Origin of the sequence: Archangium sp. Cb G35, assembly GCF_001896145.1 — a bacterium.
GTDB classification, from domain to species: domain Bacteria; phylum Myxococcota; class Myxococcia; order Myxococcales; family Myxococcaceae; genus Archangium; species Archangium violaceum.
This window is the reverse complement of sequence record NZ_MPOI01000005.1, coordinates 1-25819: the sequence shown is the minus strand read 5'-3', so window position 1 is coordinate 25819 and position 25819 is coordinate 1. Positions and strand designations below refer to the sequence as shown.

Annotated in this window: 18 protein-coding genes; 3 read left to right on the top strand and 15 right to left on the bottom strand. The window is 67.2% G+C overall.

What is annotated here, in order from left to right; genetic code table 11:
- Positions 1 to 46: 46 nt before the first annotated feature.
- The 8 genes from BO221_RS16365 to BO221_RS57620 all read right to left on the bottom strand — a co-directional run bounded on the left by BO221_RS16365 (position 47) and on the right by BO221_RS57620 (position 6959).
- Complete coding sequence (locus tag BO221_RS16365) at positions 47 to 871, bottom strand: heme ABC transporter ATP-binding protein (RefSeq protein WP_073561414.1); 825 nt, start codon at positions 869 to 871, stop codon at positions 47 to 49.
- Positions 868 to 1947, bottom strand: a complete 1080-nt coding sequence (locus BO221_RS16360; RefSeq protein WP_073561413.1) for an iron ABC transporter permease — start codon at positions 1945 to 1947, stop codon at positions 868 to 870. The genes BO221_RS16365 and BO221_RS16360 overlap by 4 nt, the downstream gene beginning before the upstream one ends.
- Entirely contained in the window at positions 1928 to 2824 is an 897-nt protein-coding gene (locus BO221_RS16355; protein ID WP_073561412.1) for a hemin ABC transporter substrate-binding protein, read from the bottom strand. Before BO221_RS16355 ends, BO221_RS16360 begins: the two co-directional genes overlap by 20 nt.
- Before the next feature lie 22 nt (positions 2825 to 2846).
- Entirely contained in the window at positions 2847 to 3881 is a 1035-nt protein-coding gene (locus BO221_RS16350) for a pyridoxamine 5'-phosphate oxidase family protein (RefSeq protein ID WP_073561411.1), read from the bottom strand.
- A 91-nt stretch (positions 3882 to 3972) separates the two neighbouring features.
- The gene (gene mxcL, locus BO221_RS16345; RefSeq protein ID WP_304528713.1) at positions 3973 to 5247 is read right to left on the bottom strand and encodes a myxochelin B biosynthesis transaminase MxcL; all 1275 of its coding nucleotides are present in this window, start codon (positions 5245 to 5247) and stop codon (positions 3973 to 3975) included.
- Positions 5248 to 5360: 113 nt separating this feature from the next.
- On the bottom strand, positions 5361 to 6188 hold the full coding sequence (locus BO221_RS16340) for a siderophore-interacting protein (protein WP_073561409.1): 828 nt from the start codon (positions 6186 to 6188) through the stop codon (positions 5361 to 5363).
- Between the two features lie 61 nt (positions 6189 to 6249).
- The gene (gene bfr, locus BO221_RS16335) at positions 6250 to 6726 is read right to left on the bottom strand and encodes a bacterioferritin (protein ID WP_073561408.1); all 477 of its coding nucleotides are present in this window, start codon (positions 6724 to 6726) and stop codon (positions 6250 to 6252) included.
- On the bottom strand, positions 6723 to 6959 hold the full coding sequence (locus BO221_RS57620; RefSeq protein WP_073561407.1) for a (2Fe-2S)-binding protein: 237 nt from the start codon (positions 6957 to 6959) through the stop codon (positions 6723 to 6725). The genes bfr and BO221_RS57620 overlap by 4 nt, the downstream gene beginning before the upstream one ends.
- Positions 6960 to 7192: 233 nt before the next feature.
- Here BO221_RS57620 and BO221_RS16325 point away from each other — a divergent pair, with 233 nt between their 5' ends.
- A complete protein-coding gene (locus tag BO221_RS16325; protein WP_083681092.1) occupies positions 7193 to 10402 on the top strand; it encodes a carbohydrate binding domain-containing protein in 3210 nt (1069 codons plus the stop codon).
- Between the two features lie 77 nt (positions 10403 to 10479).
- Here BO221_RS16325 and BO221_RS16320 read toward each other — a convergent pair whose 3' ends face one another.
- The 6 genes from BO221_RS16320 to BO221_RS16295 form a co-directional block, all read right to left on the bottom strand.
- Positions 10480 to 10683, bottom strand: a complete 204-nt coding sequence (locus BO221_RS16320) for a hypothetical protein (protein WP_073561406.1) — start codon at positions 10681 to 10683, stop codon at positions 10480 to 10482.
- Positions 10684 to 10922: 239 nt separating this feature from the next.
- Positions 10923 to 11393, bottom strand: coding sequence for a hypothetical protein (locus BO221_RS16315; protein ID WP_073561405.1), 471 nt, complete (start codon positions 11391 to 11393; stop codon positions 10923 to 10925).
- Positions 11394 to 11411: 18 nt separating this feature from the next.
- On the bottom strand, positions 11412 to 14879 hold the full coding sequence (locus BO221_RS16310; protein WP_073561404.1) for an LpqB family beta-propeller domain-containing protein: 3468 nt from the start codon (positions 14877 to 14879) through the stop codon (positions 11412 to 11414).
- A complete protein-coding gene (locus tag BO221_RS16305) occupies positions 14876 to 16891 on the bottom strand; it encodes a CHAT domain-containing protein (RefSeq protein WP_073561403.1) in 2016 nt (671 codons plus the stop codon). Before BO221_RS16305 ends, BO221_RS16310 begins: the two co-directional genes overlap by 4 nt.
- A gap of 313 nt (positions 16892 to 17204) precedes the next feature.
- Positions 17205 to 19514: an excinuclease ABC subunit UvrA gene (locus BO221_RS16300; protein WP_073561402.1), complete on the bottom strand. Its 2310-nt coding sequence runs from the start codon at positions 19512 to 19514 to the stop codon at positions 17205 to 17207.
- 322 nt (positions 19515 to 19836) lie between these two features.
- Positions 19837 to 22071 (bottom strand): sensor histidine kinase, encoded by a 2235-nt coding sequence (locus BO221_RS16295; protein ID WP_073561401.1) that lies wholly within the window; start codon positions 22069 to 22071, stop codon positions 19837 to 19839.
- Between the two features lie 797 nt (positions 22072 to 22868).
- Between BO221_RS16295 and BO221_RS16290 the strand changes: the two genes are divergently transcribed.
- On the top strand, positions 22869 to 23903 hold the full coding sequence (locus BO221_RS16290; RefSeq protein ID WP_073561400.1) for an aldo/keto reductase: 1035 nt from the start codon (positions 22869 to 22871) through the stop codon (positions 23901 to 23903).
- An 81-nt stretch (positions 23904 to 23984) separates the two neighbouring features.
- Here the strand turns inward: BO221_RS16290 and BO221_RS16285 are convergent, their stop codons facing one another.
- Positions 23985 to 24776, bottom strand: a complete 792-nt coding sequence (locus BO221_RS16285) for an SDR family NAD(P)-dependent oxidoreductase (RefSeq protein WP_073561399.1) — start codon at positions 24774 to 24776, stop codon at positions 23985 to 23987.
- Between the two features lie 126 nt (positions 24777 to 24902).
- On the opposite strand from BO221_RS16285, the gene BO221_RS16280 reads away from it, so the two are divergent.
- Positions 24903 to 25583 carry a LysR family transcriptional regulator gene (locus tag BO221_RS16280; RefSeq protein WP_083681091.1) on the top strand — a complete coding sequence of 227 codons (681 nt, stop codon included), beginning with the start codon at positions 24903 to 24905 and terminating at the stop codon, positions 25581 to 25583.
- The last annotated feature ends 236 nt before the right edge of the window (positions 25584 to 25819 follow it).

The window sequence follows — 25819 nt, the reverse complement described above, 5'->3', positions numbered from 1 at the left end:
GAGCGTCGAATGGCTGGACGCGTAAGTAGCACGAACTGGCGGCACATCAAGAGGGGTGCTGCTCGAGGGGCGCCTCGCGCGGCCGCGCTCCCGAGACGATCATCGGGCAGTCCAGCCAGGGATGAGGCACGGTCGTCATCGGGAAGCCGAACGCCCGGCTCAGGATGTCCGACGTCATGACCTCGTGCGGCGAGCCGCAGGCAATGGCCTGACGCTCGGCGAGGACCAGGACCTTGTCCGCGTACTGGGCGACCAGGTTCAGGTCATGGAGGATGAGGAGCGCCGCGACGCCTTCCCGGGTCAGCTCCTTCACGATCCGCAAGGTCTTGTGCTGATGGGCCACGTCCAGGCTGCTCGTGGGCTCATCCAGCAGGAGCAGCCGGCTTCCGGTGTTCTCGTGGATCTGCGCGAGCGCCCGCGCGAGGTGGACGCGCTGCTGCTCCCCTCCCGAGAGCGTCAGGTAGTTGCGCCCTTCATACCCCTCGAGCCCCACCCGCTCCAGGCAGGCCCGGGCGATCCGCACGTCCTCCCGGGACTCCGGGCGATTCTGCTGGTGGGGGAGCCGCCCCAACATCACGACCTCCAGGGCCTCGTAGGCGAACTGGAGGTTCGTGGTCTGGGGCAGTACCGCCTTCCTCCGGGCGAGCTCGGGCTTCGAGCCGCTGCCGATGGGAGCGCCGAAGACGCGGATCTCTCCACGCTGGCACGGCAGCTCTCCCGCCAGGTGCTTGAAGAACGTGCTCTTTCCCGCGCCATTGCGGCCGATGACCACCGTGAGCTCGCCAGGATTCAGGGTCAGGTGGATGCCGGACAGCAGCTGCGTCTCGCCGAGACGGCAATGGAGGTCCCGGACTTCGAGTGCCACGGTCATAACGCGTGGGTCCTCCGCTGCCGCAGCAGCAGGTACAGGAAGAAGGGCGCGCCGGCGAGCGCGGTCACGATGCCGATGGGAAGCTCGGAGGGGATCACGACGGTGCGGGCGGTCAGATCCGCGAGGCACAGCAGCGACGCACCCAGGAGCGCGGACAGGGGCAGCAGGACACGGTGGTTGGGGCCCAGCCAGAGCCGGACGAGGTGGGGGACGACGAGCCCGAGGAAGCCAATCATTCCGGACACGGCCACCGAGGCCCCCACACCCAGGGCGACGAACGCCACGAGCATCCACTTCGTCCGCTCCACCGAGATGCCCAGGTGGCCCGCGTTCGCCTCACCCAGGAGGAGCGCATTGAGCGGGTTCGCCAGGGACACCATTCCCACGGAGCACAGGATGACCAGGGGCGCGATGGTGGAGACCAGCGGCCACGTCGCTCCCGCCAGCGAGCCGAGCTGCCAGAAGGTGAGGGTCCTCAACTGGTCGTCGGTCGAGAGATAGGTGAAGAGGCCGGTTCCGGCCATGCAGAGGGCGTTGATGGCGACTCCGCACAGCAACATCATCGTCACATGGGTCTTCCCGTTCTCCTGGGCGAGCGAGGAGATGAGGAGGATCGCCCCGAGGCTCCCGGCGAACGCCGCCAGTGGGAAGGTGTAGAACCCGAAGAGCTGGATCTTGAGCACCGTGACCGCGGACACGGCGAGCGAGGCGCCGCTCGACACGCCGAGGAGCCCGGGATCCGCGAGGGGATTGCGGAAGAGCCCCTGAAGGGCCACGCCAGCAACGGAGAGCGCGGCACCGACCAGGACGCCCAGGAGGACGCGCGGGAGGCGGATGACGGTGAGGACGGCCGCCTGCTGTTCCGAGAACTCGGCGAGCGGTGGCAGTCCGACGTGGGACAGGAGGATGGAGATCACCTGGAGCGGGCTGATGGACACGGCCCCGGCCCCCAGCGAGGCCACCGCGCACATGAGCAGGAACGGCACGAGGAGGAGCAGGCCCTGGGTCCTCTTGCTCTGGACCTTCGGGACGTACTCCCCCACCGGCCAGGCGCGCTCACCGGGAAGGCTTTGCATGGATGGCCTTGAAGATCGTGTCCGCGAACTGGGGGAAGCGGGGACCGACCCAGCGGATGGTGTCGTCCACGGTGATGATCTTCCTGTTCTTGCCCGCGGGCGTCAGCGCCACGCCTGGGAGCTTCAACGCTCCGTCGACTCCACCCACGGCCTCGAGGCCGCGGTTCATCATGAGGATCGCATCGGGGGAGGCCAACACCAGCCCCTCCGCCGTCAGCGTCTTGGTTCCCGAGGTGAAGTCCGCGGCGTTCTGGCCTCCCGCCAGCTCGATGAGCACGTGGACGCCCGTGTCCTTGCCGTAGACGAAGGCTTCTCCAGGCCCATGGGCATAGAGGAAGAGGATCCGGGGCTTCTTCCCGAGCGCCGCGATCTTCTTGTCCAGCTCCGAGCGCTGCTTGTCGAGCTCCTGGATCATCCGCTTCCCGGCGTCCTGGACGTTGAGGAGCCGCGCGACGATGCCGATGCGCCGCTTGAGGCCGTCGATCCCATCCTTGGAGGAGTTCTCGAGAACCAGGACGGGAATCCCGGCACTGCGAAGCTGCCCGGCGGTGGCGGGGGTGAGGTTCTCCTCCGTCGCCAGGACGAGCTCCGGCTTCAGGCTGATGATGCCCTCGAGGCTGGGATGGTAGGGGTGGCCGACCTTGGTGATCTTCGCCTGCTCGGGAGGCCAGGTCCCACCGATGTCGGTACCGACGATGGTCTCACCCTTCCCGAGTCCGAACAGGATCTCCACCAGCGAGGAGTTGACCGCGACCACCCGCTTGGGCGGGGCGATGTCGACGCTCTGTCCGTCGACTCCCTTGATCAGCGCCGCCTGGGCGAGGGGGCTCGCGATGACGGCGCTCATGAGCAGCAACAAGTAGGCTGGATGTTTCATCGGAATCCCTAATCCGGAATCTCTAATAAAGGTTCTTCTTGTAGTCCTGGGTCAGGGCCCAGTCCATTACCCGTTTCGAAGCCAGGGCGCGCACGGCCGCCGCGGCGACGCCGCGCTGGGGGTTGCGCCTGACGTGGTCGATGAACACGTCGGCCATCTTCGGCAGCTGCTCCGCGGGAACATGGCGCGTGCCGTCCCACAGCCCCGCGCCGACGATGGCCGGGCTGGCGCGGAGGCGCACCTCGTGGGGTTCGAGCAGCAAGGCCAGCTTCGGCACCTTGTCCGCGACCGCCATCGACGCCAGAAGCGAGGGCTCGGTGGTGAGCGAGGCGGCGCCGGAAACTTCCAGTTCGCGCGGCTCGCCGGGAATCAGCGCGAGCAGCGCGGCCCGTGGCTGCTCGAGGACATTGTGGAACGTGTCCGTGCGGCGATTGCCGGGCCGATCCGCGACCGCCAGCCGCGTTCCGTCGAGCCGCAGGAAACCGGCGGGGTCACCCTTCGGGCTCATGTCCGCGTGGCCCTGAGCGTCCCACGAGGCCACGACGACGAAGGGCGTCCATGAGAGCCAGTCCCGCACGGCCGGATCGCTCCAGGGCCCCGGCGCCTCGTTGCCGGACTGAGCCGGAGCCACCGCTACCGGAGGCTTCCAGAACGCCGAGCGCAGGAGCGCCTTCGCGCAGTGCACGAACGTTTCTTCCACGGTAACGCGGAGGGAGTGCCCCTCCAGCGTCGCGCGCCCATTCAACCGGAGCGTCTCTCCGAGCCCGGGGATGAAGAACAGGAGCCCGCATCCCACCGAGGGATCGAGCGGGATGGGGCCGGGCAGTTCGAGCCGCACATGCGTGGCGTCCTCCACCCGGGCAAAGCCCGGCGCGCCCCCTGCCGTCGTGACCCGCGCCCTCCCCTCCCCGTCGATGAAACCGATGGCGGCGAACGACGACAGGCCGAGCAGCCGGACGCAGTGCTCATCCAGGGCGTCCAGCGACTTCATCATGACGCCGACAGGACGAGAGCCGACCGTGCGCTCCAGTTCCTCGACCGAGTGGATCGATGCCATGGAGGCAGCATGACATATTGATTTTGATTTGCAACTTCACAATGACGCCCCTCCCCTCCACCGGTGGAGGGGAAGGGAGCGGGAGGGAGACTCAGGCCGCGTTCGCCCCGGCGGCGCGCTGGGCGTTCTCGCGCAGCGTCTCTTCCACCATGTCGACGGTGTAGTCGATCTGCTCCACGGTGTGCGCCGGGCTGAGGAAGTTGAGGTCGCGGCGCAGCAGCACGCCCCGGCGGGCCATGCCGGCCTGGAAGGGCTGCGTGAGCTTCGCGTTCTCGGCGAGGTCCTTGGAGAAACGGAAGAGCGGAATGCCGTCGTAACCCAGCACCCGCAGCTGCGAGCCGAGCCGCTCGGCCCGGGCGTTGATGCCCTCGCGCAGCCGCCGTCCCATGGACATCATGTGCGTGATGTGATCGTTCTCGCGGTACTCGCGGAGGACGGCCTCGCAGACGGCCAGCGACAGCATCTCACCGCCGAAGGTGGTGGACACCTGGAGCTCGGAGAGCTTGGAGAGGTACTGGGCCGGGCCGGCCACGGCCGACAGGGGCATGCCCGCGGCGATGGCCTTGGACAAACAGACGAAGTCGGCCTTCACGTCGAAGAACTCCTGGGCACCGCCCCGCGCCAGCCGCAGGCCGGTGATGACCTCGTCGAGGATCATCATCACGCCGTGCTTCGTGCACGCGGCGCGCAGCTGGTGCAGGAAGTCGCGGTTCAGGGGGCGGTTGAAGGGCACGGACAGCAGCACCGCGGCCAGCTGCCCCGCGTCCTGCTCCACCCGGGCCAGCAGCGCGGCCTCCTCCGGCTCCTCGAAGAGCGGCAGGCGGCGCGTGTACTCGGCCACGGCGGAGGGGACGCCCGGCGTGTCATACATGAAGTGGTCGTGCCAGCCGTTGTAGCCCACCGTGATGATGCGATCCTTGCGGGTGATGAAGCGCGCCAGCCGCACCGCGGCCGAGGTCGCATCCGCGCCCGTCTTGAAGAAGCGCACCATCTCCGCGCCGGGGGTGGCCTCCACCAGGGCGCGCGAGGCCGTCACCTCCACGGCGGTGGGCAGCGAGTGCAGCAGGCCCTCCTCCAGGTGCTCGCGGATCGCCGCCAGGACCGCGGGGTGGTTGTGGCCCAGCGAGTTGGCGCCCAGGCCACAGACGTAGTCGATGTACTGCTGCCCATCCACGTCCTCCACCAGGGCCCCCTGCCCTCGCGCGAGGAAGACCGGGAAGGCGCCCGGGGCGAACATCTCCGGCCGCTTCATCATGGTCATGGTCACGCCGGGCACCAGCCGCCTGGCTTCGGCCAACAGACGTTGGGAGTTCTCGAGCTTCAATTCGCCCGCGTTGGGACGGGGCAGTGACGGGTGCTTGCTCATGGGGTTCTCCATGGGGATCTGCGCCCCCTCTACCGTGATTTGGTGAAAATGACAATGCGAATCGTTCTCAACTAGAAGGCACGCGGACCGCGCCGCCCCCCCCAGGCGGGAACTCACTCCTCGTCGTGGTCGTGATCCTCGACACCGCGCTTCCAGTAGCCGGTGAGGTTCACCCACTCCTTGCGCAGACCCCGCTCGTTGAGCAGGTGCAGGCGCAGGGTGCGCATGAGGGTGGACTCGCCCGCGCCCCAGACGTAGACGTCGCCCGGAGGAAGCGTGAGGCCGCGAATGGCCGGCTCCAGGAAGCTCGCCGTGCCGGGAGGCGCCCCGTCGCGGTGGAGCCAGTGCAACTCCAGGTTCGCCCGGGTGCTCACGGGCACCCGCGCCTCGGCGTTGGCCACCTCGGCGAAGACCAGGGCACGCGCGCCCTCGGGCAGCTCCTCGAGCCTGCGGGTGAGGGCCGGCAGCGCGGTCTCGTCCCCGAAGAGCACGTAGGCGTCGAAGTCGTAGGTGACGAGCAGCGAGCCGCGAGGACCCGCCAGGCCCAGCAGGTCTCCCGGCCTGGCCTGGGAGGCCCACGTGGAGCCGGGCCCCGAGCCGTGGATGACGAAGTCGATGTCCAGCTCACCCGCCGCCGCGTCAAACCGCCGGGGGGTGTAGTCGCGCAGCGCGGGCCGGGGCTTGTCCGGGGGGAACTCGAGGCCTCGCGGCCCCATGCCCGTGGGCACCACGGGCCTGCGCTCTCCCGGAGCGGCGAAGAACAGACGGACGTGATCGTCCGCCCCCTCGCTCCGGAAACCCTCCAGCTCCGGCCCCCCGAGCGTCACCCGCACCATGTCCGGCGACAGCCGTTGGGTGCGGAGGACCTCCAGGACGCGGACCTTGATGGGAAAGGGACCTCTTCGGGACGTTCGTTCGCTCGTTCGTTCTGCGGCGTGCATGGGGCTTCTCCACGAGCGCCCCGTGCCACTCCGTCACAACACGAGAGCATCCCGGGAGCGCTCAGCTCTCCTTCTTGATCTGCTGGGCGAGGTAGTGCGCCTCTCCCACTTGTTTCATCAGCTCGAGCTGGGCCTCGATCCAGTCGATGTGCTCCTCGGTGTCCTCGAGGATGCTGTCCAGCAGCTCCCGGCTGCCGTTATCCCCCAGCGTGCGGCACAGCTCGATGCCCTCGTTGAGGCGCTTCTGCGAGCCGAGCTCCAGGTCCAGGTCCAGGCGGAGCATCTCGGGGACCGTCTCCCCCACGTTCACCTTGCCCAGGCGCTGGAGGTTGGGCAGACCGCCCAGGAAGAGGATGCGCCGCACGAGCCGGTCGGCGTGCTTCATCTCGCCGATGGACTCCTCGTAGATCTTCTTCTGCAGCCGCTCGTACCCCCAGTTCTCCGCGATACGCGCGTGAAGAAAGTACTCGTTGATGGCCGTCAGTTCGGTGGTGAGGATGTCGTTGAGAAGGTCGATGATCTGGGGGTGGCCTTTCATAGGGCCGTGGACGCTAGTTGCAGCGCGGGGACCGCACAACTGTCCCGACAGGCAGAACGTCCGTTGGCTCCCTGACGACACTCCTTGATCAGATCCGCGATCTGCTCCTGGCAACCCCCGCACCCCGTCCCCGCCCCACAGGTCTCCCCAATGGCCTCCACGCTCCGGGCACCCTCCGAGATGCGGGCGCGGATGGTTCGGTCCGAGACGACATGGCAGAGGCAGACGATCATTCGAGGCTCACACGACGAAGGGCCACACCACGTGGCCCCAAGTTGCAATTGAGAATAATTCGCAATACCGAATCCGTCAAGCACCCCCCAGGTGGGCCGGTGACGCCCTCCTTGGATCAGGGGTCCGCTTCCCACTTTCCAAGTGGTCTGCTTCCCGCTTTCCAAGTGGTCAGAGCTCGGTCAACCTTTCCGGGCTGTCCGCGTTTTCCCCCGATACGCAAGGAAAGAATCCCATGAAGCTTCCCTCGAGAGGGTCAGCGCTGTGCGCGTTGATCCTGGCGCTCTCGAGCGCGCCCGCGCTCGCCGGCACGGCAACGGTCTACTACTACACGCCCTATAAGGCCTGGACGTCCGCCTCCATCCATCACAACGCCACTGGCACCTGGACGGCCGTGCCGGGCGACGCGATGAGCGCGGCCTGCACGAACTGGGTGACGAAGACCATCACCACGGGCACGGCCACCACCTTCCAGGCGGTCTTCACCGACGGCCAGAACCGCTGGGACAACCTCAACAACCAGTCGGGCGCCAACTACGTCATCCCCACGGCGGGCACCCACCAGGTCAAGAACGGCCAGCTCCTGGCCAACGCGGGCTCGCCGTGTGCCGCCGACACCCAGGCCCCCACCGCGCCTGGCGCGCTGACGGCGGGCACGGTGACGTCCACGTCCATCGCCTTCTCGTGGAGCGCCTCCACCGACAACGTGGGCGTGGTCCGTTACGACGTCTACCGCGCGGGCACGCTCATCGGCTCGGCCACCAGCACGAGCTACACCGATACCGGACGCACCGCCTCCACGGCCTACAGCTATACCGTGAGGGCCGTGGATGCGGCGGGCAACGTGTCCGCCGCCAGCCCTGCCCTGTCCATCACCACCCCCGCGGGCAACAGGGCCGAGGTCTATTACTACACGCGCACCCGCGCCTGGACCTCCGCCAACATCCACTACGCGCCGGCCGGCGGCTCGTGGACGGCCGTGCCCGGCGCCGCCATGAACGAGACCGCCTGCACCGGCTGGGTGAAGAAGACCGTGGACCTGGGCTCGGCCACCGGCATGAAGGCGGCGTTCAACAACGGCACCACCTGGGACAACAACAACGGCTCGGACTACTCCCTGGGCACGGGGTTGATCACCGTCAGGGATGGCGTCGTCACCGCCAACGCATCCACTCCGTGCGTGACGCTGCCCCCGGATACCTCCGCGCCGTCCATTCCCTCGGGCGTCATCGCCACGGCCTCGGGGACGCAGATCAACCTCTCCTGGAGTGCCTCGACCGATGACCGGGGCGTCACGGGATACGAGCTCGTGCGCACCGGGGGGACCCAGGGCACGAGGACCTGGACCACGTCACTCACCAGCTACAGCGACACCGGCCTGACGGCCCAGACCGCCTACAGCTACACCGTGAAGGCCTTCGACGCGGCCGGCAACAAGTCCTCCGCCAGCGCTTCCGTGTCGGCCACCACCGGCAGCGCGCCGCCTCCACCTCCCCCGGGAGAACCCCTGGGCGGAGACATCCGCGAGGACTCCATCTACTTCGTGCTCACCGCGCGCTTCTACGATGGCGACTCGTCCAACAACCGCGGTGGCAGCATGCACGTCAAGTCGGGCAACGCCGCCAACAACGACCCCATGTTCCGCGGTGACTTCAAGGGCCTCATCCAGAAGCTCGACTACATCAAGGCCCTGGGCTTCTCCGCCATCTGGATCACCCCCGTGGTGCTCAACCGCTCGGACTACGACTACCACGGCTATCACGGCTGGGATTTCCACAAGGTGGATCCGCGCCTGGAGTCTCCGGGTGCCACCTACCAGGATCTCATCAACGCGGCCCACACCAAGGGCATCAAGATCATCCAGGACGTGGTCTACAACCACTCCAGCCGCTGGGGCGCCAAGGGACTGTGGAACGCCAAGGTCTACGGGGTGCGCGACAGCCAGTGGAGCTGGTACTACGACGCGCCCGTCTCCGGCTTCACCTATGACGGGCTCACCGTCGAGCCCACCAGCGGAAAGTCCTATTACAACGGGGACCTGTGGTCGACGTCCGAGCCCGCGGGCAACACGTGCCGCAACTGGGGCGTGCACACGGGGGGCTACAGCGCCGAGGGCTACAAGGTCTACAACTGCCAGTGGCCCAACCCCACCTCGGGCATGTTCCCCTCGCAGTACTTCCACCAGTGCTGGATCGGGAACTGGGAGGGCGAGGACTCGCGCAGCTGCTGGATTCACGAGGACCTGGCGGACTTCAACACCGAGAGCACGCCGGTGCAGCAGTTCCTGGTGGGCGTCTACAACAAGTACATCGACATGGGCGTGGACGGCTTCCGCATCGACACGGCGGTCCACATTCCGCGCGTCACCTGGAACCGGCGCCTGCTGCCAGCGGCCCACCAGCACGCCGAGGAGAAGTTCGGCGCCAAGGGCCGGGACTTCTTCATGTTCGGCGAGGTCGGCTCGTTCGTGAACGACAAGTGGAACCGTGGCTCGCCCAACCACTCGGCGCAGTTCTTCACGTGGAAGGAGCGCAAGACCTATAGCGCGGATGACACCGCGGCCGCGCTCGAGCAGTACAACTACGAGCAGACCCAGGGCACGTCCAACCAGCCCACGTCCACCAATGCCTTCCTCCAGGGCAACCTGTACCACGCCCCGGATCACAGCCAGTTCTCCGGCATGAGCGTCATCGACATGCGCATGCACATGAACTTCGGCGAGGCCAGCAATGCCTGGTGGAACGGCAAGGACTCGGACGACAGCTACAACGACGCCACCTACAACGTGGTGTACGTGGATTCACACGACTACGGCCCCAACAAGTCCAGCACCCGCTACGCCGGAGGCACCGACGCCTGGGCCGAGAACATGAGCCTGATGTGGACCTTCCGCGGCATCCCCACGCTGTATTACGGCTCGGAGATCGAGTTCCAGGCGGGCAGGCAGATCGACTGTGGCCCCACCTGCGCGCTGGCCACCACCGGCCGTGCGTACTACGGCGACAACCTCGAGGGCAGCGTCACGGCCTCCGGATTCGGTGTGGTGGGCAGCGCTTCCGGCAAGGTCTCGGAGACGCTCAACAAGCCGCTGGTCAAGCATCTGCAACGACTCAATCAGCTGCGCCGCGGGATTCCCGCGCTCCAGAAGGGCCAGTACTCGACCGAGGGCGTCACGGGCGGCATGGCCTTCAAGCGGCGTTTCACCGACGCGTCCAAGGGCGTGGACAGCTTCGTGCTCGTCACCATCTCCGGCGGTGCCACCTTCAGCGGCATCCCCAATGGAACCTACAAGGACGCCATCACCGGTGATGTGAAGACCGTGAGCAACGGCTCGCTGACGGCCAGTGTCTCGGGCAAGGGCAACCTGCGTGTGTATGTGCTCGACCTGCCCGGCAACCCGGCTCCCGGCAAGGTGGGCTCGGATGGTCCGTACCTGAAGCCCTGACGGACGGTGACTCCAGGAACCCGCGGGATGCGCCTCCGCGGGTTCGACTCCCGCCGCCTCCTCTCCGTAGGTTCAGCTCAGAGGCTCGGACGGCACGTCTTGCCGTCACAGTAGTACCCATCCGGACAGGGCTTGGGATCATCCACCTTGCACATGGGCAGCAGTTCCTGCTCCTGGCTGGTCAGATGGGACTCCGTGGCCTTGTCCACCGAGGCGCCACATCCCGCCAGCGCGATGACCGCAACGAACCCCAGGCTCTTGAGCAACATGTCTCGCAGCATTGCGTTCCTCCAGTTGAGTTCCAGAGGTTCCTTCATTCCCGAAGGGAACGTCAATGCATCAGCAACGGCATTTCAATAGCGTGTCCGTTGCGAATCGGGGCGAGCCGTTTTCCAAGAATGCGATGATTCCCACCGGCTTCTCGCGACAACCCCATTGGCTCAGCAGCGGGCCGCCTCATCCACCGGGCCGGCGATGAAGCGGCGGCATTCCAACGGCCAGAGTTGCCCCGTTTGCTCCACTAATCGGCCGTGATGGAGGTGTACACGCGGTTGATGGCTGTCTGGTGGCCTTCGATATCACCCAGGGCCACCACAAGGAGGTTCTTGCTGGCGCCTGTCACGAGGGTGAGATCCCAATTACATATCTCCCCACTCTCGCAGGTACCGATGCCCTCGGCATGGACCTGGATCAGGCCGTTGACTCGCTGGATGACGGGCTCGCTGGTCAGCTGTACATCCTGGAGGCTCTCGACCTCCGTGGTGACGGCCTCCACCAGATCATCGGACCTATCGATATCGGTCACCATGAAGAGCATGGCGACCGTCTGGTCCGGACTGATGACGGTGAGGACGTCGCCATCCTGTCCGGTCTGCCACCCACGGGGCAGATTGAATGTCAGACCACTCTCCTGATGGGTGTACTCCTCGGCCATGGCGGAGACGGCGAGCAGGCTCAGCGTGACAATCAGCGAGACATGGGCTTTTCGCATGGAGCTCTCCTTTGATGATCAGCTGGATGTGGCACGCCTCGGGGTACGGCCGAAAAAGCGTTCGCACGCCTCGTATCTCTTCCAAGCCTCTCTCTTGCTCTCCTCGAGATAGGTCCGGCGCTGATCGGGGGAGAGACAGAGGGTGCTGGACTCCCCGAGCAACTCCCTGATGGCTTCAACGGAAACGGGCCAGATTCTCGCGACTCCCTCGATGGAAACCGTCACCACCCGATCCCCCTTCGGGCTGAACGCAGCGGTCGTGAGCGGCTTCTCATCCTCCCGCAGCACCACCGGCTCGCCCGTCCCATCCGCTCGCCATACCCGCGCCGTCCCGTCCAGGGACGCCGTCACCACCCACTTCCCATCCGGGCTGAACGTGGCGGAGGTGACCGACCCCGCGTGCCCCTTCAGCACCACCGGCGCGCCCGTCCCGTCCGCTCGCCATACCCGTACCGTCCCGTCCTGGGAAACCGTCACCACCCGCTTCCCATCCGGGCTGAACGCGGCGGACGTGAGCGGCTCCTCGTCCTCCCGCAGCACCACCGGCGCACCCGTCCCGTCCGCTCGCCATACCCGCGCCGTCCCGTCCTGGGAAACCGTCACCACCCGCTTCCCATCCGGGCTGAACGCGGCGGACGTGACCCACTCCCCGTCCTCTCGCAGCGGCACGGGTGCGCCCATCCCGTCCGCTCGCCACACCCGCGCCGTCCCGTCCTCGGAAGCCGTCACCACCCGCTCCCCTTCCGGGCTGGACGCGGCGGACGTGAGCGGCTCCGTGTGCCCCTTGAGCACCACGGGCTCGCCCGTCCCGTCCGCTCGCCATACCCGCGCCGTCCCGTCCCGGGAAACCGTCACCACCCGCTTCCCATCCGGGCTGAACGCGGCGGACGTGACCCGCTCCCCGTCCTCTTGCAGCGGCACGGGCTCGCCCGTCCCGTCCGCTCGCCACACCCGCGCCGTCCCGTCCCGGGAAACCGTCACCGCCCACTTCCCATCCGGGCTGAACGCGGCGGACGTGAGCGGCTTCTTGTCCTCCTGCAACACCACCGGCCCGCGCGTCCCGGCCACGTGCCACACCCGCACCGTCCCGTCCTTGGAGGCCGTCACCACCCGCCCACCACCCGGGCTGAACGAGGCGGTCGTGAGCGGATTCTTGTGTCCCCGAAGCACCGCCAGCAGGCCATTTCCGTCCGCTCGCCACACCCGCGCCGTCCCGTCCTCGGAAGCCGTCACCACCCATTGGCCGTCCGGGCTGAACGCGGCGGACGTGAGCGGCTTCGTGTGCCTTTCCACCACCACCGGTTCGCCCTTCCCGTCCGCTCGCCACACCCGCGCCGTCCCGTCCCGGGAGGCCGTCACCACCCGCTCACCGTCCGGGCTGAACGCGGCGGACGTGAGCGGCTCCTTGTGTCCGATCAACAGCACGGGCTCGCCCTTCCCGTCCGCTCGCCACACCCGCGCCGTCCCATCCCGGGAGGCCGTCACCACCCACTTCCCGTCCGGGCTGAACGCGGCGGACTCGGGCATCCTCATCATGTTCTCCCGCAGCACCACCGGCTCGCCCGTCCCGTCCGCTCGCCACACCCGTGCCGTCCCATCCAGGGAAGTCGTCACCACCCACTTCCCGTCCGGGCTGAACGTGGCCGAGGAGAGCTCCTCCTCGTGCCCCGACAACACCCCTGGCCATCCCGTCCCGTCCGCTCGCCACACCCGCGCCGTCCCATCCCGTGAGGCCGTCACCACCCACTTCCCGTCCGGGCTGAACGTGGCGGCCGTGAGCGGCTTCGCGTGGCCGCGCAACACCACCGGCTCGCCCGTGCCGTCCACGCGCCACACCCGCGCCGTCCCGTCCCGGGAGGCCGTCACCACCCGCTCACCGTCCGGGCTGAACGCGGCGCTCCTGAGCGGCTCCGTGTGTCCCAGCAACACCACCGGCTCGCCCGTCCCGTCCGCCCGCCACACCCACGCCGTCCCGTCATCGGAGGCCATCACCACGAGCGTCCCATCCGGGCTGAACGCGGCGGCTGAGATCCGGCCCGACGCAGGGAGCTCCGCCACCAGACGGGTCGAAGCCAGCGACCGATGCGACAGCTCCACCCACCCACGCACCTTCTCCGGATGCCGGACCTCCGAGAGCAGCCCGAGCGAGACATCGGGCTGCTCACGCGCCATCTGCCGCTGAGCGGTCGCCATCACGGCTTGCACCACGGCCTGACGCCTGGCGCGCAACGTCCAGAGCAACAAGCCCCCCATCAGCAGCGCCACCGCCAGGGACACCGCCGCGATGCGCTTCAGCCTGCGCCGGCTGGCCCGCTCCCGTTGTTGCCTCCGCTCCTCCTCTTCCCGCTTCAGCCGCTCCTGCTCCGCCGTCAGCCGCTCCTGCCGGAGCTCCAGCACCTTCCTGGCCAGCCAGTCGTGCCCCAGCTCGAAGTAGCGGCTCCCCCGGTGCTCCTCCGCCCGGAGCACCGCCGCCTTCTCCAGGCTCGTCAGGATCTTGTCCGCTGCTCCCCGCGGCAGCGCATCCCGCGCCTCCTGCTCCATCAGCAGCCGCCGCGTGCCGTCGCTCGCCACCAGGTGCTCCTCCAGTAGCATCCTGGCATCCGCATTCAGCGGCCCCAACCCATCCAGCGTCGCATCCAGGTACCTGTGCAGGATGGGCTCCGCGTCCACTTCCCCCACCACCGCTCCCTTCTCCGCCCGCTCCTCCCACAACGCCCGGCAGACAATCTGGGCGAACGCCGCCTCCACCTCCGCCTCGTCCGTCTCCGCCTGTCCGCTCGCCCTCACCTGCAGCATCAGCTTGCGGCTCTCCTTCTCGTCCCACTGCTGTGCCGGCACGCCCATTCCCGCCAGCTGACACGCCACCTCCACCGCCTCTCCCACCGTGAGCGGTCCCAGCCGGAAGCCCTGATCCCACAGCACCCGCCGCTCGCGAGCCCTGTCCCGGAACCGCCCCAGGTAGTCCTCCCTCAGCACCAGCACCAGATGCAGTCCCTGGATGGGCTTGCGCGCCAGGACCTCCAGGCTCTCCAGCAGCTCGCCCACCGCCCCCGGCGCCCTGTGCGGCAGCAACAACTGCTCCAGTTGATCCAGATAGATGAGGATGGGCTGCTCCGAATAACGCTCCGCCAGCCGGATGGCCTCATCGAGCGCCTCGGACATGCCCATTCCCTCCGGCACCTCTCCCAGCGCGAAGCGGGTGTACATCGTCCGCACCAGCCTCTCGTGCGGCGCCTCTCCAGTCAGCCACGCATCCACCGACACCGTGCGGATGCCATGGCGCTTCTCCAGCATGGGCACCACTCCGGCCTGCATCAGCGACGACTTGCCCGACCCCGAGGGGCCGAAGAGCATCACACACGCGTGGGCCAGGATTCTGTTGGCCAGCAACAGGGTGGCTTCCTCCCGCCCCAGGAAACGCTCCCGCTCCCGAGCCCGGTAGGGCCTCGGTCCCGGAAAGGGATTGACCCGCTCTTCTCCCGTCATGGCGCTCCCCCCTCCGCGAACATGTCGAGTGGCACCGCCTGCTCCGAGACACTCGCTTCAATGACCTGCACGCCGACCTTTCCCGGCAGGCACTGACCGTCCTCCCACAGGGTCCGCTCCTTCTTTCCCGCCTCCGGCTCGAGGAGCGCCATGCTTCCGCGCGGCAGGGGCCTCATCTCGAAGAGCCGGTAGAGCAGCATGCGGTGGTGCCATGACAGCATCGACATTCCCAGCAGGAGGACGGGCCGGGTGTGCAGGTTGCCCGCGATGAAGTCGTAGAGCTCGATCGGCGGCAGATCCTTCAGCGCCTGGATGCCCAGGAGGTAGTCGTCCTCGGTGATGAGGGGCCGCTTGAAGCGCTTCGTCGGCAGGTAGCCCCGGTAGAGCCGGAGCACCACGAGCCCCTGCTCCAGCTCGGACACCCGGGGGGGTTTGAGGAGCCGCTCCCAGCCAGACGCGCCGGCCTCGCGCCGCATCATCGTGCTCGGCCCCCGCTCTCCCCGCTCCGGTGGCTGGATGGCATAGAGCGTGAGCTCCGGCCGCTGCTCGGCCAGGGCGAGCTCCAGCACGGGGAGCCGCAGCAGCGTGATGTGGACTCCGGGCTCGAGCCGCCGCGCCAGGTTCGCGATGAAGGGCGACGCGGTCCCGGCGCTCTCGAACACCCGCTCGAGCTCGTCATTCAGGTTGCTCTCCCCGAACCGCAGCTCATACCGCTCGGAAAGGGCGCTCAACGGCAGGTTGGAGAGCTCGGCGCTGTCATCCTTCGCGAGCTCCTCACACAACCGCTCGTGAAAGCCCTCCAGCAGGAGGCGCTCGTCCCTCCACTGGTCCCCCAACAGCAGGGTGAAGGGCCCCTTCATCAGCTGCCGCAGGACCGGAGGCGGCTGGCCCACGCCCTCGTTCGAGGAGACGGGCCGAGGAGGAGAGAGCATCCGGCCCTGGAACTCGAACAGGACGGGGTCGTGTCCACGCAGGTAGAGCACCGGTGAAAAGGCCTCGGCGCTGCAATCGAAGCCGGAGAGCACGGCCCTCCGGGCATGGTTGAGGGCACGCGCCACGTCGCCCCGCTGCACGGCCTTGCCGGTGAGACTCCGGTAGAAGGCCGCCGAGGACTTCCGGGCCACATCCGCCCGGACGGGCCAGAGGTGGGCAACGACGGCATCCGCTCCATCCCTCGCGAGCAACTCCGCCGCACAAGCCAGGGCCCCGGGATTGGCGCCCTCGCATGCGTCGAGGACGATCAACCGCAGGAACTTGCGCAACCGCTCCTGGATTTGCTGTCCCAGCAGCTCCACGTCTATCCAGGAGGGCTCCCCATCGAGGTCCACCAGGCAGAGCCTGGGCGTGCCCTGGTCGACACAGCCATGGCCGATGAAATGGATGACATGGGGAAAGGGCTCCTGCCCCAGGCGGTTGGACAGGAAGTCCCAGCTCGCGTGCGGGCCCGTGAGCGGCTCGAGCCATTCGATCTCGCCGGCCGCGATGCCCTCGGCGAGCGCGCCTTTGAGCACCAGGAGGGCCTGCGTGTCCGTGGGGGAAACGGGGAGGACCCGGACCGCGCCAGAGACCAGGCGGGGACTCCAGGGTTCATTCGAGCGCACGCCCCGCGCCAGGAGCACGTCTGCCGAGCTCCCCAGGAAACCCGTGGCCGACCCGGACTCGCGCAGCGCCTCCCAGGGAACGGACTGGAGCTCCCCCGCGTGGAGCATCAGCCGCAGCAGGACCGGGCCACCATCCGCCGCCTCCTGGAGCCGCGCCCACACCGTCTGGATGTCCTCCCGGAAGAGGTCATGGTGGAGCACCTGGGCCCGCTCGCGCCATGCGTCGTCGAGTTGCTGGCCCTTGCTGGCCGCGATCCTCACCGCTTGCGAGAACTGTTTCAGCGACTCGGGAGAGAAGCCGGGACCGAGGAGGACGGGGGTGGGTTGCTCTCCTCGTCCGCCCACGGCAAGGGCGCGCATCCCGTCCTCGTTGCGCTCGAGAACGATCTCCAGCCATTTGTCGAAAGCCATCCCGTCACCCTCCTTGGAGGAGCAGGAAGGGGCCTTCGCTCTGGAAGGCGAACACGAGGGGAAGCGACCCCTCGCTCAGCTCGCCGGCCCCCTGAAGCTTCTTCCCCTGGCCCTGAAGAAGCCGCACATGGGATTCGCGCACCCCATTGATGTCCCCCCGGGCCTCGTCCGCGCGAGCGCACCAGACCCAGTCTCAAGTTAGGAATGGCAGGAGATGACGACGAGTGCGCCATCAGCCCCCCTGCCCGGGACCTGGAGAAGCGTGGCGAGGAGGCCCTTCTGGGCGGGATGCCTGAGTCGCGGCTGGACGCGGTCAGCCTTCCTGGGACAACCACTTCCCGGTCAACGAGGCCGGGTGCTTCAGCAGGCCCTCGGGGGGTCCTTCGAAGACGATGCGGCCGCCGTCGTGGCCGGCACCCGGTCCCATGTCGATGATCCAGTCGGCGCGGCGGATGACCCGGGGATGGTGCTCGATGACGATGACCGACGTGCCCGTGTCGACGAGACGATCGATCATCGCCACCAGCCGGTCGATGTCCTTCAAGTGCAGTCCGGTCGTCGGCTCGTCGAGGATCGCCAGGGGCGTGGGCTCGTGCAGGCTGCGCGCGAGCTTCATGCGCTGGCGCTCACCGCCGGACAGCGTGTTCAACGGTTGGCCGAGGCGCACGTAGCCGAGCCCGACGTCGACAAGGGACTGAAGCGGTCCGTGGATGGCGGGCTCGACGAAGAAGGCGGCGGCGTCCTCGACCGAGAAGTCGAAGACATCGCCGATGGAGCGGCCACGCACCTTGTGCTTCAAGACGGCATCGGTGAAGCGGCGGCCACCGCAGGCCTCGCAGGGCATGGCGACGGGGTCCAGGTGGGCGAGGTCGGTGTAGACGACGCCCAGGCCCTGGCATTCGGGGCAGGCGCCCTTGGAGTTCGCGGAGAACAATGACTCCGAGACCTTGTTCGTCGTCGCGAACAGCTTGCGGACGGCGTCGAGGATTCCCGTCCACGTCGCCAGGTTCGAGCGGCTCGAACCGCGGGCCAGGCTCTGGTCGATGACCACGACGTCCTTGATGCGCTGTGGAAGTGTCTGGCGGATGAGCGAGCTCTTACCCGAGCCGGCGACACCGGTGACGACGACGAAGACGCCCTTGGGGATGCGGACGCTCAGGTTCTTCAGGTTGTGCAGGGTCACATCGCGGAGCTCGATCCACCCGGTGGGCGTTCGCGTCTGCGACTTCGTCACCGGCTTCTGACTCAGCGCCTGCCCCGTCACCGACGATGAGTTCTTCAGGCCTTCGACGTCGCCTTCGTAGACGACGCGGCCGCCGTGCTCACCAGCGCCAGGGCCGATGTCGACGATGTGGTCGGCGATGGCGATGACCCCCGGCTTGTGCTCGACGACGAGCACCGTGTTTCCCTTGTCGCGCAACTGCACGAGCAGGGTGTTGAGGCGGTGCAGGTCGGCGGGGTGCAGGCCGATGCTCGGCTCGTCGAAGATGTAGGTCAGATCGGTGAGGCTCGAACCGAGCGCCCGGACCATCTTCACCCGTTGCGACTCGCCCCCCGAGAGCGTGCTGCTCTCGCGATCGAGCGAGAGGTAGCCGAGGCCGATGTCGGCGAGGGACTGCAGGCGCCGGGCGAGGGCATCCCGTACCGGCGCGGTGGCGGCATCGTCGAAGCCGCTCTTCTTCCGGTTGATCAGCTCCAGCAGCTCATCGACCGGCAACGCCGTGGCCTCGGAGATGTTGAGGGCGTGTCCCGCGCCGTCGTCGACGCGGCAGGCGAGGGCCGCGGCGTTCAGGCGGGTGCCACCACATTCCGAGCAGGGCTCCCGGGTGAGGATGGGCTCGAGCGCGTTCCTGAGGTTGGCCTGCAGGTCGTCGAGGTTCTTCGACAGATAGAGGCGGCGGATCTTGGGAATCAGCCCTTCATAGGTGGAGCCCATCATCTTGGTGCCCACCTTGATCTTGACCTTGCACTCGGGCTCGTGGAGCAGCTTGTGCCGCTCCTCGGAGGAGTAGTCGGCGATCTTCTTCTTGAGGTCGAAGAAGCCCGAGCCGCTGATGATGTTGTAGAACCAGGAATCGACGGCGAACCCGGGGAACAACAAAGCCCCTTCCTGGAGGCTCTTGCTCTCGTCGACCAGTCCCTTCACGTCGATGGACGAGACGACGCCGATGCCGTCGCAGGCCTTGCACAGGCCCAGGGGATCATTGAACGACAGGGCGCTCGGGCGGGGCACGGCCGGCTTGCCGAGGCGCGAGAACAACAGCCGCAACAGGCCCGCGGTGTCGCTGACGGTGCCGACGGTGGAGCGGCTGTTTCCGCCGATCCGCGACTGGTCGACGATGATCGCCGCCGAGAGGTTCTCGAGGGCGTCGACGTCGGGCTGGGGCTGCCGCGGCAGGAAGGTCTGCACGAAGGTTGGCAGCGTCTCGTTGAGCAGCCGCTGCGACTCGGCGGCGAGGGTATCGAACACGAGCGACGACTTGCCCGAGCCCGACACGCCGGTGAACACGGTGATCTTCTTCTTCGGCAGGTCGAGCGAGATGTTCTGGAGGTTGTTCACCCGCGCGCCACGCACATGGATCGTGCCGGTTGCCACCGTTTCCTCTTTCTTCACCTTGTCCATTGCCCGCTCCTCGCTGCCGGGCGGTCTACCACACGCCATCCGCCCTTGGCGGCTTCGATTCTCGCCGCCTCCACTCTGTATCTCCTGGAAAGGACTCAGCTTTCCGGGAGGCTGTAGCAAGGGATGTAGCAACGCCCCGGGCGCCATCAGGTGCTTCGGGGCTTTCTTTTTCGGCCGAGGCCGCGAGGGGCAGCCGGACGAGCTGGCCGCGCTCGTGGCGCTGCACCTGGAGCTTCGCCACCTCGGCGCAGAGGGACTCCCACGGGAACGTGGTGTAGAGGCCGATGGTGTTGCCACTCTTGCGCGGGGACCAGAGGGGGGCTCAGGCGCTCACCGGGGACTTGGGGAGCACGATGAGGCACTCGGTGAACTGGCCCTCCGTAGATTCGATCCGCAGCTCGCCCCGGTGCTGCCGGACTACGATGTCGTAGGCGATGGACAGCCCCAGTCCTGTTCCCGAGCCCGCGGGCTTGGTGGTGAAGAAGGGCGTGAAGAGTTTTTCCTGGTGCTTGCGCGGGATACCGGTGCCGTTGTCCCGGATGCGAATCTCCACCTGCGTGCTCGTGCTCCGGCTCCTCACGCTCAGTTCCGGAGTGAAACCCTCGCCCGTAGATTTCTTCTTCTGCACAACGGCGTACAGGCTGTTGTCGAGCAGGTTCAGGATGGCCCGCCCGAAGTCCTGGGGCACCACGTCCACCTTTCCCACAGAGGGGTCCAGGTCCTTGCGCAGGGCCAGCTCCAGTCCCGGATGGGTGGAGCACGTGCTCCCGGTGGCATGGCCCAGGTTCTCTTCCAGCAGTGCGTTCAGGTCCATGGGCATGCGCTCACCCGCTCGCGTGTGCATCTGCATGTTGCGCACGATGCCGTCGGCCCGCCTTCCGTGCTCATCGATCTTCCGGACGTTCTGCTCCAGCCACTCGAGCAACTCGAGCATCCGCTCACGTTCGGAGTCGTCCAATCCCGTCCGCGATGCCTCCAGCGCCTCGCGCAGGTCCTCCACGAGCCCCACCGAGAGCTGGGCGAAGTTGTTCACGAAATTGAGCGGGTTCTTGATTTCGTGGGCAATGCCCGCCGTCAGTGCTCCGAGCGAGGCCAGCTTCTCCTTCTGCACCAGCAATTCCTGCGCCTCTTTCAGCTGTACCAGCGCTCCCTTGAGCTCAAGATTCTTCTCCTGCAATTCCCGAGTCCTCTCCTGGATGCGGCTCTCCAGTCCCTCGTTGGCCTGACGCAGGGCCGTCTCTCGCCGCTGGACCTCCTGGGCCATCAGCTCGAAGCCATGGGCCAGCCGTCCCAGCTCATCGTCGCGCGAACTCGCAAGGGCGACCTGGAAGTCTCCGGTCGCCACTTGGTCGGTGGCCTGGGTAAAAGCTTGCAACGGGCGGGTGAGCTGCTGCCGGAGCACCCAGGACATGATGAGCAATTCCATCACGAGCGACGCCAGACCGAATACCAGAATGTAGCGTGCCGCCTGGAAGGCGGCCAGGGATACTACGTCCCTGGGTAGTATCGTGGCGAAGTTCCAGTCCGGGCCCTTCAGCCGCGCCACGGCGACGTACTCGCCGTACTCCGGCAGTTCCAACACGGTCTGGCCGGGCAGGCGATTTTTCACCCGCTTGAGGATGGCGCGCAGGTGGTATCGCTGCTGCACGGTGCCATCCTGCTCGAGGAGGGCCTCCGATGATGGCCAGGATCCGTACAGGATGTTGTAGGGGCGCGTTGTACCCGTCATTGGCATCTTGGAATACGCGAGGAGCTGGCCATCGTCGCGGAAGATCATGTTGTCGGCGCCAGGTAGGCTGTCCCGGATGGTGCGGGCCATCAGTTCATTGAGCAGTACGTCGTGGCCGAAGCTCGCGATGTGGTGGCCATCCAGGTCCAGTGGCGTGACAACCGAGACCATCCATTGGTGGGTGACCGGATCCGAGTAGATGCCGGACCAGACCGTACGCCGCGCAGGATTCTTCTCGGGCGGACTCGGCTCGTAGACCTTGGCGAACGAAAGGGACCTCTTGACCTCCTGACTCCACGTAGGGTGCTCCGGCCAGTACAGCACGGACGCATCCTCCGGAAGGGCGGCGTAAGTATTCGTGAAGCGCGAATGCAGGGCGGGTCCGTACTGGGCGATCACGTCATACGCGGCGAGGAGGCGTCGGCGCCCCTCCGCGTCGAGCGCTCTGCCGCGGGAGACGAAGACGGAAGGCATCCTCGTGCCGTCGAAGCGTTCAGGGCGGTTGCGGATGGTACCGTCGGGCATCAACGCGAAGAGGCTGTCAAAACGTGCGCTCACGTCCTCCTGTTCAAGAACGAGGAGCCTCTCCACCATGGCTTTCTGGAGGATGGCGTGATTGTCCTCCGCTAGCACGAAGAGGGCCTCTTCCTGCTGGCTACGCTCGGTGACGTAGCGCTCCAAGTCCATGAGCGCTTCACCTTGCAGGGTGTGCAGAAAGTGGAAGTAGCTAAAGAGGGTGGCCAGGGCGATGACCACCGCGACACGCACGCCCATCTTGATGAGCGTCGATCGGGCCAGCGAGCCGCGATGGCGATGAGCAGGCTGCATGGAAGAGGACTCCGTTCTCAACCCGGCGGAGCGCGGCGTTTGCGCGGAGCATAGGAAAAATGGGAGGCCGGTTGAAGATGAGGGCTGGTGCGGAGGAGCCGAGGAGCACCGGAGGCGGTGTCAAAGGACTCGAGACGAGGGAGGAGACCTGGCATGGACGGGTGAACCTCCCGGTCCCCAATTCTTTCCGAGGACTTACGGCTGGCCCGTGGGGTGCATCGGGTCTGGCGGCTCGGTGGAGGAGAGGGGACCTCTCGGCGAGCTTTCCTCTCTTCTCCTTCCCTCCGCGTGTCGTATCTCGTGGTGTCGCTTGAGTTCTTTGACACTCTCTCGCGGCGTGACGTTCCCATCATTGGTGGACCGGAAGGACTGCGCGCCGTGGGCTCCTCATTGAGCGCTCCCGCGCTCGCGGCTCGCCCTGCTCATCGCCTCCAGCCAGCTCGCGACCGCCGCCGAGCACGACCCTCGTCCGCCCTCAAGCACCCGCAGCACGTCGTCCGCCGGACGGGTACACATCCACCGTCCACAGAGCCGGATCAGGCCCACTGCCCGGCGAGGTGCCCAAGGGGCCCATAAAAGGACCAAATCGAACGGACGCGCCTGGACTCGCCCGGACAGATGGGCGCCCCATTTTCAGAGGGGAAACGGGGAGTGTGCCTCTGGCTCCGAGTGGGGGCGGAGCCGCCGTTAGCAGCTTCGAATCCCGCCGCCTCCATGAGGAGCAACTCTTTCCTCAGTTTGGGTAACTTGGGAGCCGCTCCGCACGAACGCGGGCCCCCAACCAGCAGGTCTACTCCATGGAATTCAGACAGCTCGGCGCATCAGGATTCAAGGTTCCCGTCCTCAGTCTCGGCACGGGGACGTTCGGAGGCAGCAACGAGTTCTTCAAGGGCTTTGGCAGCAGCGACGTGAAGGAGGCCACCCGGCTCGTCGACATCTCCCTCGACTCCGGGCTGAACATGTTCGACACGGCCGACGTGTACTCGGGCGGAATGGCCGAGGAGATCCTCGGCCAGGCGCTCAAGGGCCGCCGTGATCGGGCCATCATCTCCACCAAGGCCACCCTTCGCGCGGGCTCCGGTCCCAACGACGCGGGTTCGTCTCGCTACCACCTGACCCGCGCGGTCGAGGGGAGCCTGCGCCGCCTGGGCACCGACTACATCGACCTCTTCCAGCTTCACGGCTTCGACCCCATCACCCCCGTCGAGGAGACACTCAACACGCTCGACGACCTCGTGCGCGCCGGGAAGGTCCGCTACCTTGGCTGCTCGAACTTCCCGGGCTGGCACCTCATGAAGTCGCTGGGCGTGGCGGAGCGCCACAACCTCTCGCGCTACGTGGCCCACCAGGCGTACTACTCGCTCGTCGGGCGCGACTACGAGTGGGAGCTGATGCCCCTGGGGCTCGACCAGAAGGTCAGCGCGCTCGCCTGGAGCCCGCTGGGTTGGGGCCGGTTGACGGGCAAGATCCGCCGCGGCCAGCCCCTGCCCGAGGGCACCCGGCTCCAAAACACCCAGACGGCCGCGGGTGGTCCCCAGATCCCCGAGGAGTACCTCTACCGGGTCGTGGATGCGCTCGACGAGGTGGCGGCGGAGACCGGCAAGACGGTGCCGCAGGTGGCCATCAACTGGCTGCTGCAGCGGCCGACGGTCGCCAACGTCATCATCGGCGCACGCACCGAGGAGCAACTGCGCCAGAACCTGGGCGCGATCGGCTGGAACCTCACCCCGAAGCAGGTGGCGAAGCTCGACGCGGCGAGCAGCACGCCCCTCGCCTACCCCTACTGGCACCATCAGCGGTTCGGCGAGAACAACACCTTCCTGAAGTCCTGATGCCCGAGCGTCCGCACGCTCCACGCTTCAGGGCATCAGGTTTTGCTGCGAGGGCGCATGGCCGAGCTTCCCCGCGCCCTCTCAGCTGATGGTGGTGACGAGGCCTCCTTCGGCGCGGAGCACCGCGCCGTTCGTGGCGGCGGACAGGGGGCTGGCCAGATAGGCGACCAGGCTGGCGATCTCCCCCGGCTCGATCATCCGCTGAAGGAGCGAGGACGACCGGTGTCTGGCGAAGAACTCGGCGACGATCTTGTCGGCCGGGGCCTCGGGCTCACTTGACACGCTGCGCAGGAAGTCGACGATGCCCTCCGAGTGCGTGGGTCCCGGCAGCACCGAGTTGACCGTCACCTTCGTGCCCTTCGTCAGGTTGGCGAGCCCTCGCGAGATGGACAGCTGCGCCGTCTTGGTCGTCGCGTAGTGGATCATGTCCGGAGGAATGGTGAGCGCGGACTCACTGGAGATGAAGATGATGCGTCCCCAGTTGCGCTTCAGCATGCCCGGGAAGTAGGCCCGCGACAGCCGCACGCCGCTCATCACATTGACGTTGATGTAGGAAAGCCAGTCGGCATCGGTGATCTCGGCGAAGGGCTTGCTCTCGTAGATGCCCAGGTTGTTGACGAGGATGTCGATGTCGCTCGCCTCCTTCTGGATCAAGGCCGCGCCCTCGGCGGCCGCCGCATCCGCCAGCACGCCGCGGATGTGCTTGCCGCCGGAGGCTCGGATGTCCTCCACCGCCTGCTCGAGTTTGGCCCGCGAGCGGCCGGTGATGAGGACCTCGGCGCCCTCGACCGCCAGCGTCCGCGCGATCTCGAGGCCGATGCCGGCCGTGGCGCCAGTGACCAGCGCGGTCTTCTTGTTCAATTGCAGATCCATGAAAGCTCCCAGTCGGGGTTGAGAAAGGGGCGGCGTGAGCCGTGCCGTCGTGCGGTTGGAATAACCCTTGCGTGCCGGGCTGAACATTCACAGGATGGTTGCAATACTTGTGAACGGGATTCACGAATGGCGCGCATCCTCATGGAGCGCTCCGGCGAGCTGGAGGTCTTCCTGCGGGTGGTGCAGGAGGGGGGATTCTCCGCGGCGGCCAGGAGCGTGGGCCTCACTCCCTCGGCGGTCAGCAAGCTCATCACCCGGCTGGAGACCCGGCTTGGCGCCCGTCTCTTCATGCGGACGACCCGCGCGCTGAGCCTCACCGAGGAAGGTGAGGCCTACTACCGGGCGGGACAGCGCATCCTCCAGGAGTTGAACGACGCCGAGCAGGCGGCTGCGGCGGGCGCGGTACGAGGCCGCCTGCGCGTCAACGCGTCGCTTCCTTTTGGCTCCCAGTTCGTCGTCCCCGCCCTTCCCGCCTTCCTCGCGCGCTACCCCGACGTCATCGTCGATCTCAGCTTGACCGATGACGTGGTCGACCTGCTCGCGCAGAAGACCGATGTTGCCATTCGCATTGGCGACCTGCCCGATAGCGCGCTGCTCGCGCACAAGCTCGGGCAGAGCCGCCGCGTCATCTGCGCCTCTCCCGCCTACCTCCAGCGCAAGGGCACGCCGAAGACGCCAGACGAGCTGCGACACCACGACTGCCTGACCTTCAACTTCCGGCGCGCCCGCAGTGGCTGGCCCTTCCGGGATGCGGGCGGCATCACTCAACAGATCGTCACCGGAAGCGTGCAGGTGAACAATGGGTAAATGCTCGCCGAGCCCCGTGGTCGAGGAGCTTGACGACGAGCGCGGGGCATGAGGGAGCGCTCACCGCGGTGCGACAGCCAGCGCGGCGCCCGGTCAGCTCAAGACAGGTGGGAATGAGTGCCGTGGCGAGTCAGCCCGCAGCGGACTGCGCGAGCTGGTTGGGCAGGGGAATCGCTTCCCCGCGCAGGGCCGCCAGCGCGGCCTCTCGCAGGTAGCGCTTGGGGTCCACCCCGCCC

Excerpts from the sequence above, each read along its gene's own strand:
- BO221_RS16365 (WP_073561414.1), bottom strand. The coding sequence starts at position 871 with ATGACCGTGGCACTCGAAGTCCGGGACCTCCATTGCCGTCTCGGCGAG.
- BO221_RS16285 (WP_073561399.1), bottom strand. The coding sequence starts at position 24,776 with ATGGATCTGCAATTGAACAAGAAGACCGCGCTGGTCACTGGCGCCACG.
- BO221_RS16340 (WP_073561409.1), bottom strand. The coding sequence starts at position 6,188 with ATGCACGCCGCAGAACGAACGAGCGAACGAACGTCCCGAAGAGGTCCC.
- BO221_RS16305 (WP_073561403.1), bottom strand. The coding sequence starts at position 16,891 with ATGGCTTTCGACAAATGGCTGGAGATCGTTCTCGAGCGCAACGAGGAC.
- BO221_RS16350 (WP_073561411.1), bottom strand. The coding sequence starts at position 3,881 with ATGGCATCGATCCACTCGGTCGAGGAACTGGAGCGCACGGTCGGCTCT.
- BO221_RS16295 (WP_073561401.1), bottom strand. The coding sequence starts at position 22,071 with ATGCAGCCTGCTCATCGCCATCGCGGCTCGCTGGCCCGATCGACGCTC.
- BO221_RS16325 (WP_083681092.1), top strand. The coding sequence starts at position 7,193 with ATGAAGCTTCCCTCGAGAGGGTCAGCGCTGTGCGCGTTGATCCTGGCG.
- BO221_RS16290 (WP_073561400.1), top strand. The coding sequence starts at position 22,869 with ATGGAATTCAGACAGCTCGGCGCATCAGGATTCAAGGTTCCCGTCCTC.
- BO221_RS16315 (WP_073561405.1), bottom strand. The coding sequence starts at position 11,393 with ATGCGAAAAGCCCATGTCTCGCTGATTGTCACGCTGAGCCTGCTCGCC.
- bfr (WP_073561408.1), bottom strand. The coding sequence starts at position 6,726 with ATGAAAGGCCACCCCCAGATCATCGACCTTCTCAACGACATCCTCACC.
- BO221_RS16360 (WP_073561413.1), bottom strand. The coding sequence starts at position 1,947 with ATGCAAAGCCTTCCCGGTGAGCGCGCCTGGCCGGTGGGGGAGTACGTC.
- BO221_RS16320 (WP_073561406.1), bottom strand. The coding sequence starts at position 10,683 with ATGCTGCGAGACATGTTGCTCAAGAGCCTGGGGTTCGTTGCGGTCATC.
- BO221_RS16300 (WP_073561402.1), bottom strand. The coding sequence starts at position 19,514 with ATGGACAAGGTGAAGAAAGAGGAAACGGTGGCAACCGGCACGATCCAT.
- BO221_RS16355 (WP_073561412.1), bottom strand. The coding sequence starts at position 2,824 with ATGAAACATCCAGCCTACTTGTTGCTGCTCATGAGCGCCGTCATCGCG.
- BO221_RS57620 (WP_073561407.1), bottom strand. The coding sequence starts at position 6,959 with ATGATCGTCTGCCTCTGCCATGTCGTCTCGGACCGAACCATCCGCGCC.
- BO221_RS16310 (WP_073561404.1), bottom strand. The coding sequence starts at position 14,879 with ATGACGGGAGAAGAGCGGGTCAATCCCTTTCCGGGACCGAGGCCCTAC.
- mxcL (WP_304528713.1), bottom strand. The coding sequence starts at position 5,247 with ATGAGCAAGCACCCGTCACTGCCCCGTCCCAACGCGGGCGAATTGAAG.
- BO221_RS16280 (WP_083681091.1), top strand. The coding sequence starts at position 24,903 with ATGGCGCGCATCCTCATGGAGCGCTCCGGCGAGCTGGAGGTCTTCCTG.